Origin of the sequence: Actinosynnema sp. NPDC050436, from assembly GCF_040655415.1 — a bacterium.
Lineage (GTDB): Bacteria > Actinomycetota > Actinomycetes > Mycobacteriales > Pseudonocardiaceae > Actinosynnema.
In genome coordinates this window covers 78,872-86,096 of record NZ_JBFAJV010000023.1, presented here as the reverse complement: position 1 = coordinate 86,096, position 7,225 = coordinate 78,872, and the positions used below count along the sequence as shown (strand labels likewise).

7 protein-coding genes are annotated in these 7,225 nt (G+C 71.7%); 4 read left to right on the top strand and 3 right to left on the bottom strand.

Annotated elements, in window-relative coordinates; all coding sequences use genetic code 11:
* The first annotated feature begins 200 nt into the window (after positions 1-200).
* Positions 201-1,370, top strand: a complete 1,170-nt coding sequence (gene coaE, locus AB0I60_RS35285; RefSeq protein WP_360738004.1) for a dephospho-CoA kinase — start codon at positions 201-203, stop codon at positions 1,368-1,370.
* On the opposite strand, the gene AB0I60_RS35280 is transcribed toward coaE, so the two are convergent.
* Together AB0I60_RS35280 and AB0I60_RS35275 are read right to left on the bottom strand one after the other, a co-directional pair.
* On the bottom strand, positions 1,346-1,789 hold the full coding sequence (locus AB0I60_RS35280; RefSeq protein ID WP_360738001.1) for a hypothetical protein: 444 nt from the start codon (positions 1,787-1,789) through the stop codon (positions 1,346-1,348). The two genes, coaE and AB0I60_RS35280, sit on opposite strands and share 25 nt — an antisense overlap.
* Positions 1,790-2,001: 212 nt before the next feature.
* Complete coding sequence (locus AB0I60_RS35275) at positions 2,002-2,514, bottom strand: DUF402 domain-containing protein (protein WP_360737999.1); 513 nt, start codon at positions 2,512-2,514, stop codon at positions 2,002-2,004.
* 110 nt (positions 2,515-2,624) lie between these two features.
* On the opposite strand from AB0I60_RS35275, the gene AB0I60_RS35270 reads away from it, so the two are divergent.
* The 3 genes from AB0I60_RS35270 (at position 2,625) to AB0I60_RS35260 (ending at position 6,544) form a co-directional block, all read left to right on the top strand.
* Complete coding sequence (locus AB0I60_RS35270; protein WP_360737996.1) at positions 2,625-3,944, top strand: DUF5685 family protein; 1,320 nt, start codon at positions 2,625-2,627, stop codon at positions 3,942-3,944.
* 66 nt (positions 3,945-4,010) lie between these two features.
* The gene (gene uvrB / locus AB0I60_RS35265; RefSeq protein WP_360737993.1) at positions 4,011-6,176 is read left to right on the top strand and encodes an excinuclease ABC subunit UvrB; all 2,166 of its coding nucleotides are present in this window, start codon (positions 4,011-4,013) and stop codon (positions 6,174-6,176) included.
* Positions 6,173-6,544, top strand: coding sequence for an MmcQ/YjbR family DNA-binding protein (locus AB0I60_RS35260; protein WP_360737990.1), 372 nt, complete (start codon positions 6,173-6,175; stop codon positions 6,542-6,544). Before uvrB ends, AB0I60_RS35260 begins: the two co-directional genes overlap by 4 nt.
* 300 nt (positions 6,545-6,844) lie before the next feature.
* Here AB0I60_RS35260 and AB0I60_RS35255 read toward each other — a convergent pair whose 3' ends face one another.
* Positions 6,845-7,066, bottom strand: a complete 222-nt coding sequence (locus tag AB0I60_RS35255) for a hypothetical protein (protein WP_360737987.1) — start codon at positions 7,064-7,066, stop codon at positions 6,845-6,847.
* Positions 7,067-7,225: the final 159 nt, after the last annotated feature.

Below are 7,225 nucleotides of genomic sequence, written 5' to 3'. Positions count from 1 at the left end.
CTTGGCCAGGGAATGCAAGCGGAAAGCGTGCTTGCATTCCCTGGCCAAGCGCGGTCCCCTGCGGGAGGCCACACGGGGATGACACGCAGACGTTGGGTGCGGTGTGTGTGGGGTGCGGGGGAGTTGGGGGTGAGGGGGAGTGGAGGCCGGGGCCGGGGGGTGTGAGGCCGGGGTGTGTGGGGGGTGGGCAGACTGGGGTGATGTTGCGCGTGGGCCTCTCCGGGGGCATCGGGTCTGGGAAGTCGACGGTGGCCGGGCGGTTGGCCGAGCACGGGGCGGTGGTGGTTGATGCCGACCTGTTGGCCCGGGAGGTGGTGGCACCCGGGACGGCGGGGCTCGCGGAGGTCGTGGCCGCGTTCGGCGGTGACGTCGTCGACTCGGACGGGGTCCTCGATCGGGGGGCGCTGGCCGCCCGGGTGTTCAGCGACGATTCGGCCCGCGCCACGCTCAACGGCATCACGCACCCCCGCATCGCCGCCCGCACCGCCGAGGTGATCGCCGCCGCGCCGGCCGACGCCGTGGTCGTGCACGACGTGCCGCTGCTGGTCGAGAACGGGCTCGCGCCGATGTACCACCTGGTCCTGATCGTGGACGCCGCGCCCGACGTGCGGGTCGAGCGGTTGGTCGGGCGGGGGTTGGCCGAGGAGGACGCCCGCAGGCGGATCGCCAAGCAGGCTTCCGACGCCGAGCGCCGGGCCGTCGCGGACGTCTGGCTCGACAACTCAGGTACACCCGATCGTGTGCTTTCCGTCGTGGACGAGCTGTGGGCGGACCGGTTGGTCCCGTACGAGGCGAACATCCGCCTGGGCCGTTACGCGTCCGGCCCGCCCAAGGTGGTGCCTTACGACCCCACGTGGCCCGAGCAGGCCGCGCGGGTGGCGGCGCGGATCTCGCTCGTCGCCGGTGACCGCCGGATCGAGCACATCGGGTCCACGTCCGTGCCCGGTCTGGCGGCCAAGGACGTGCTGGACTTCCAGCTCGGCGTGTCGTCGCTGGAGGAGGCCGACTCGCTGGCTCCCGCGCTGGCGGCGGCCGGGTTCCCGAACTGCGGTCCGCTCACCGACACCGCCCGGCACGGCGAACTCGCCGAGTGGACCAAGCGGGTGCACGCCGGGGCCGACCCGAAGCGGCGGGTGCACCTGCACGTCCGGGTCGAGGGCGGGCCGGGGTGGGAGTGGGCGCTGCGGTTCCGGGACTGGCTGCGCCGGGACGCCGTCGCCCGGCAGGAGTACCGCGACCTCAAGCTGGACCTCGCGCGGCAGCACGCCGGCGACGCGCACGGCCAGGCGTACAACCAGGCGAAGGAGCCCTGGATGGTCGCCGCGACGGCCCGGATGGACGCCTTCTACAGGGACGGCCAGACGTCGTAGATGCCCCGGTGGGTCAGCCACACGCCGAGGTCGTGCCGGTGCAGGCTGACCTCTTCCAACGTCCGGTGCACGGTGCGGAGGGCCTGGTCGGCGTCGTCGGGGTTGAGCACGCCCCCGGCGACGGCCGCCGCGAACTCCTCGGAGCGGACGATCCGGGCGGTCGTCCCGCCGGGCACGGCCAAGCCGAGCAGCAGGTCCGTGGTGCGCCACGAGCGCCCGTCGCGCAGGACGCGCACGGCCGTCAGGACGCTCGGACCGCTCCTCGCGTGACGTGAGCGGGGTCGGTGGTGGGTGAGGCGCAGACCGAGGTCCGGCATCAACCAGGTGACCTCCGAATCGGAGAACGGGTCCTCCGGCGTGGGGCATTCCAGGCGCAGCCCCCAGCTCTCCACGCGGCAGGTCGTCAGATGTCGGGACATGCCCGACGAATAGCTCCGAACTGCGCTGACGGTGTCGACAACGTCGACCAGCTGAGGTGTGATGACCGCTCCCACGCGACCCGAGGGTAGCCGTAAGTGTGCGGCCGGTAACACTGCGGGTCGATTCGTTACATCACGGTCTGTAGGTGTATCGGTCTCTATCCGGTGAACGACCTCGGATGGCGGTTGACCAGCATGTCTCACCCTCTGTATTACCTCCGGCGCCACGTGGTGACGATCCCCTGCGACGCCAGCCACCGGACGGCGTCGTGCCCGTGGGCGGAAATGCCGGCGACGGCGCGGTAGGTGGTTTCCAGCGCCCACTGCGCGCGGTGCGGCTGGATGAGGTTCTTGTCCAGCGCGGCCAGCAGTTCGTCGGTGTCCAACACGGTCACGCTGCGGCCGGTGCGCACGATCAGGTCGAGGTACAGGTCCACGGTCTTCCACACGGACCCGCTGGAGCTGATCTCCACGACGTCCACGTAGAAGTCGTAGTCGCGTTCGTGCCCGGGGTGCCAGGACTGCCGGGTGAGGCGCAGGCCGTGTGACGGGAGCAGCCAGGACTCGAAGTGGGAGAGCTGCGGGTGGCCCGGAACGGGGCGGGACATGTACAGCCCGTGCTGGGTCAGCCGGTACTCCTCGACGCCGCGCAGGTGCCCCTTGGGGTCCGTGTTGCTCTTGGCGTCGAGGTCGAAGTACTCGATCTTCGGCGGGTGGATGTGCATTTGTGAGGTCCCTGCCGCGCTCAGCGTCACGTCGCGCACTTTAGGCACGACGGGCCGCCGAACACCCGAATCTGTCACCCGAAAGTATGATGATCCCTTACTCTTCCGCCATGTTCGGGATCATCCGGCCGTGCCGCAACCGCCTGAGCTCCGACCTGCGGGAATCGTGGCTGGCGCACCTCTGTGGCCTGTGCTTGGCGTTGCGCGACGACCACGGGCACCTCGCGCGCGTCGTCACGAACTACGACGGGCTCGTCATCTCGGCGCTCGTAGAGGCCCAGACGACCCGTTCACGGCGTTCGGCGGGTCCGTGCGCGTTGCGCGGCATGAAGTCCGCCGACGTGGCCGTGGGAGCGGGAGCGCGACTGGCCGCGACGGTGTCGTTGGTGCTCGCGTCGGCGAAGGTCGGCGACCACGTGGACGACCGCGACGGGGCGTTCTCGCGCGCGCCCGCGCGGGGTGTGGGGCGGCAGGTCGCGCGGCGGTGGGCCCGCCAGGCTGCGGAGACGGGGGCGGACCTGGGGTTCGACACGGCCGTGCTGGTCGACGCGGTGCAGCGGCAGTCCTCGGTGGAGGCGTCGGCGGGGCTGGGCAGCTCGGTGCTGCTGGTGACGGAGCCGACGGAGACCGCGAGCGGCGAGGCGGTCGCGCAGACCGCGATCCTGGCCGGTCGGCCCGGCAACGCGGTGCCGCTGCGCGAGGTCGGGCGGCTGTTCGGGCGGTTGGCGCACTTGATCGACGCCGTGGAGGACCTGGAGGAGGACCGCGCGTCGGGCGCGTGGAACCCGCTTGAGGTGACCGGCACGTCGGTGGAGGAGGCGCGGCGGTTGTGCGACGACGCGGCGTGGGGGATCGAGCTGGCGTTGCGCGAAGTGGACTTCGTGGACGGGCGTCTGGTGCACGCGTTGTTGGTGCACGAGGTGCGGGAGTCGATTCGGCGGGCGTTCGAGGAGCCGCGTGCCCACGGTGCCCATGGCCGTGGGAACGGTCCGGGTGGGGTCGGTGGGGGTTGGAGCGGTGCGGGTGGGAGTGGCGGCGGTCAGTGGGGCGGGGCGTACGGCAGCGTGCCGCCGCCTGGGGGTGTGCCGCCGGCTGCTGCGTACGGGGGTGGCGGGAACGAGCCTCCGTCGCGGCCTACCCGGTGGGACCGGCGCGGTAAGGAGCCCGGTCCGGGGCGTGGGTTGTGGTTCTGGCCCGAGCTGGTGCACCCGCCCAAGCAACGGGGGCTGCTGCTCGGCTGCCTGGCGTTCTTCTACCAGTGCGGGACGTGCCAGTACTGCTGCCGCGACCCGTACCCCGGTCCGTTCAGCGGCAAGTGGCGGTCCGGGGGCTGTGACTGCGGGTCGGGCGGGTGCGACTGCGGCGGCGGCCACGGGCGCGGCGGTGGTGGCGGTGACGGGTGCTGCGACTGCTCCTGCTGTGACTGCTGACCCGGCTCACCTGCGCTGACCTGGGGCGACCGGAGATTGTCGTACCCGGGGCGTACCGTCGTACCCGTGGCTTTCCCTACCGAGATCCCGGTCAAGGCGCACTCGGCGCACCGCCCCGTCGGCGACATCCCGCGCACCGACGGGCAGTTCCGCGTGGTCAGCGACTACCAGCCCGCGGGTGACCAGCCGGCGGCGATCGCGGACCTGGAACGGCGGGTGCGGGCCAACGAGAAGGACATCGTCCTGCTCGGCGCGACCGGTACGGGCAAGTCCGCCACCACGGCGTGGCTGGTGGAGAAGCTGCAACGCCCGACGCTGGTGATGGCGCCGAACAAGACCCTCGCGGCGCAGCTGGCGAACGAGCTGAAGGAGTTCTTCCCCGACAACGCGGTGGAGTACTTCGTCAGCTACTACGACTACTACCAGCCCGAGGCGTACATCCCGCAGACCGACACCTACATCGAGAAGGACTCCTCGATCAACGAGGACGTGGAGCGGCTGCGCCACTCGGCCACGATGAGCCTGCTGACCAGGCGGGACGTGATCGTGGTGGCGTCCGTGTCGTGCATCTACGGCCTGGGCACGCCGCAGTCCTACCTCGACCGGTCGATCCACCTGGAGGTGGGCGGGGAGGTCGACCGCGACCTGCTGCTGCGCGCCCTGGTCGACATCCAGTACGCCCGCAACGACGTGGCGTTCAACCGGGGCACGTTCCGCGTCCGGGGCGACACGGTGGAGGTCATCCCGGCCTACGAGGAGCTGGCGCTGCGGGTCGAGTTCTTCGGCGACGAGATCGACAAGCTGTACTACCTGCACCCGCTCACCGGTGACGTGGTGAAAGAGGTCGACGAGCTGCGCATCTTCCCGGCGACGCACTACGTCGCCGGTCCGGAGCGCATGGAGAAGGCGATCGCCAACATCGAGGCGGAACTCGCCGACCAGCTCGCCAGGATGGAGCGCCAGGGCAAGCTGCTGGAGGCGCAGCGGCTGCGGATGCGCACGTCCTACGACATCGAGATGATGCGTCAGGTCGGGTTCTGCTCGGGCATCGAGAACTACTCGCGGCACATCGACGACCGGGGTCCGGGCACCGCCCCGGCGACCCTGATCGACTACTTCCCGGACGACTTCCTGCTGGTCATCGACGAGTCGCACGTGACGGTGCCGCAGATCGGCGGCATGTACGAGGGTGACGCGTCCCGCAAGCGCAACCTCGTGGAGCACGGCTTCCGGCTGCCCAGCGCGCTGGACAACCGGCCGCTGACCTGGGAGGAGTTCGCCGACCGGATCGGCCAGACGGTGTACCTGTCGGCGACGCCCGGCCCGTACGAGATGGGGCAGGCGGGCGGCGAGTTCGTCGAGCAGGTCATCCGCCCGACCGGCCTGGTCGACCCCGAGGTGGTCGTCAAGCCGACCGAGGGCCAGATCGACGACCTGGTGCACGAGATCCGGGCGCGGGCCGAGCGCGACGAGCGCGTCCTGGTCACCACGCTGACCAAGAAGATGGCCGAGGACCTCACCGACTACCTGCTCGAACTGGGCATCCGGGTGCGCTACCTGCACTCGGAGGTCGACACGCTGCGCCGGGTCGAGCTGCTGCGCCAGCTCCGGCTGGGCGAGTACGACGTGCTGATCGGCATCAACCTGCTGCGCGAGGGCCTCGACCTGCCGGAGGTCTCGCTGGTCTCCATCCTGGACGCCGACAAGGAGGGCTTCCTCCGCTCGGGCACCAGCCTCATCCAGACGATCGGCCGCGCGGCCCGCAACGTGTCCGGCGAGGTCCACATGTACGCGGACCGCGTCACCGACTCGATGCGCCACGCGATCGAGGAGACCAACCGGCGGCGGGCCAAGCAGATCGCCTACAACGAGGAGCGCGGCCTCGACCCGCAGCCGTTGCGCAAGAAGATCACCGACATCCTGGAGACCGTCTACGCCGAGGCGGAGGACGCGATCGCGCCGGGCGGTTCGGGCCGCAACGCGTCGCGGGGCAAGAAGCCCACCGGCGACCCGGGCGCGAACGGCCGCAGCTCGGGCGTCCTGGTCGACCGCAACACCGGCACCATGGCGCGGTCGGAGCTGGCCGACCTGGTGCAGCAGTTGACCGACCAGATGATGAACGCGGCCCGTGAGCTGCAGTTCGAACTCGCCGCCCGCCTGCGCGACGAGATCCAGGACCTGAAGAAGGAGCTGCGGGGCATGGACGCGGCCGGGGTCGGCAGGGCGGGGTGACGCTGGACGAGGTGATCGCGCACTGCCTGGCCAAGGCCGGCGCGGAGGAGACCTACCCGTGGGGCGAGGACGAACTCGTCTGCAAGGTCGGCGGCAAGGCGTTCGCGTTCATCGGCCTGTCGACGGGGTCGGTGGGCGTGAAGTCGGGCGTGGACGCCGAGGACGCGGCCGAGTGGCGGGACCGCTTCCCCGACGACATCACGGTCAGCGCCTACATCGGCCGCTACGGCTGGAACCGCCTGCACCTCGGCGGCAGCGTGCCGGAGGACGACGTGCGGGAACTGCTCGACCGCTCGTACGACGCGGTCGTGGCGAAGCTGCCGAAGGCCAAGCGGCCGGTGGCGGCGGGGGAGCACATGGGGTCCTGAGCGTCAGGTCGCCTCGGGCAGCAGCACGACCTTGCCCGGCGTCCCGGAGTGCGCCCGCGCCACCTCGGTGAGGGGCAGGGTCGTCGGAGGGGGCAGGCGGAGCCGGTCCCGGTCCACCAGGTCGGCGAGTGGTGCCAGGTGGCGGGCGCGGACGGACTACCGCGCGCCGGGCACGGGTTCCCGGGCCGAGGCGACCACGTGCAAGCCCCGCTCCACGGCCAACTGGACGGCGAACCCGCCCACCGCCCCGCCCGCGCCGGGCACCAGGACGGTGCCGCCGGGGTGGGAGGTTCAGCAGGTTCAGCGCCTGGAGCGCGGTCGACCCGGGCAGCGGCACCTGCTCGCCACCACGGCCGACACCGAGCGCGGTGCGTGCGCGACGGCCGACGCGTCCAGCACGACGAAGTCCGCCCGGGTCCCCGTGGCCGCCGGCCGCCGGTCCCGCAGGCCGATCACCGCGTCGCCGACCGCGAAGACCGGGGCGGTGCCGTCGCCCGTCGCCGGCCCGGCGGCGTCGACCACGCCGGCGACGTCCCAGCCGATCCCGGTGACCGGGCGGGTGGGGAGCAGGCCGGCGACGTGCAGCGCCCGACCTGGTGGCGAGGTCGAAGGGGTGCACCGCCGCCGCCACCTTGATCCGCACCTGGCCCGGACCCGGCACCGGGGGTCGGGGCGTCCACC

Excerpts from the sequence above, each read along its gene's own strand:
- coaE (WP_360738004.1), top strand. The coding sequence starts at position 201 with ATGTTGCGCGTGGGCCTCTCCGGGGGCATCGGGTCTGGGAAGTCGACG.
- AB0I60_RS35280 (WP_360738001.1), bottom strand. The coding sequence starts at position 1,789 with ATGTCCCGACATCTGACGACCTGCCGCGTGGAGAGCTGGGGGCTGCGC.
- AB0I60_RS35275 (WP_360737999.1), bottom strand. The coding sequence starts at position 2,514 with ATGCACATCCACCCGCCGAAGATCGAGTACTTCGACCTCGACGCCAAG.
- AB0I60_RS35270 (WP_360737996.1), top strand. The coding sequence starts at position 2,625 with ATGTTCGGGATCATCCGGCCGTGCCGCAACCGCCTGAGCTCCGACCTG.